Source organism: Campylobacter sp. MIT 21-1684 (assembly GCF_026241315.1).
Lineage (GTDB): Bacteria > Campylobacterota > Campylobacteria > Campylobacterales > Campylobacteraceae > Campylobacter_D.
Window position 1 is genome coordinate 1 of record NZ_JAPHNA010000063.1, and the last position, 754, is coordinate 754.

Here is a 754-nt window from a genome sequence, read left to right on the forward strand (position 1 = left end):
TTTTCAAAAGCTGTTTGGACGGATTGGAATCCTATAAGTTGGCAGGTGTATAGCAAGGCTTTGCCAAGACTTACAAAGCTTGAAGATGTAGGTGAGGTTGAAGTAGGAACTTTTTCAATAGAAAAAGTTTTGGCTTTAAAACCTGATTTACTCATTTTGGCAGCTTGGCAGTATAAAGTTTTAGAACTTGATATACAACCTTTATTAGAAGCTAAGATTCCTATTGTTGTACTTGATTATAATAGAGAAAGTGTGCCTTTGCATATTCTAAGTACTCGAATTTTAGGAATAATCACAAATCAAACACAAAGAGCAAATGAACTTATAGAATTTTATTCTACAATTGTTACAAAAGTTGAAGAAAGAATACAAAAAGCAAAATTACCCAAACCAAAAATTTATATCGAGTTTGGAAATAATGGTCCTAGTGAAATGGGTTTTACCTATGGCAAAGATATGTGGGGTGCTTTGATAGATTTAGCCGGAGGGGAAAATATCGCTGCTCCTTTTGTCAAACAGTGGGGCATTATAAATCCAGAGCAAATACTTTTCTCTCAACCTGATGTTATAATGATAGCAGGAAGAGAAACAGAACTTCATAAAAACAAAGAAGCAATGGTAATGGGAATTAACATTGATGAGAAAGAAGCTCTTAAAAGACTGCAAGGCTATAAAGAGAGAGTAGGTTGGCAGAGTTTGCCTGCTATTAAAAATAGAAGATTATATGGTCTTTATATGGGGGCTTCAAGAAATT

General features: G+C 34.1%; 1 protein-coding gene. It reads left to right on the forward strand.

What is annotated here, in order from left to right; genetic code table 11:
* A partial coding sequence (locus OQH62_RS08565; protein WP_266016142.1) for an ABC transporter substrate-binding protein occupies positions 1 to 754 on the forward strand: 754 nt, incomplete at both ends.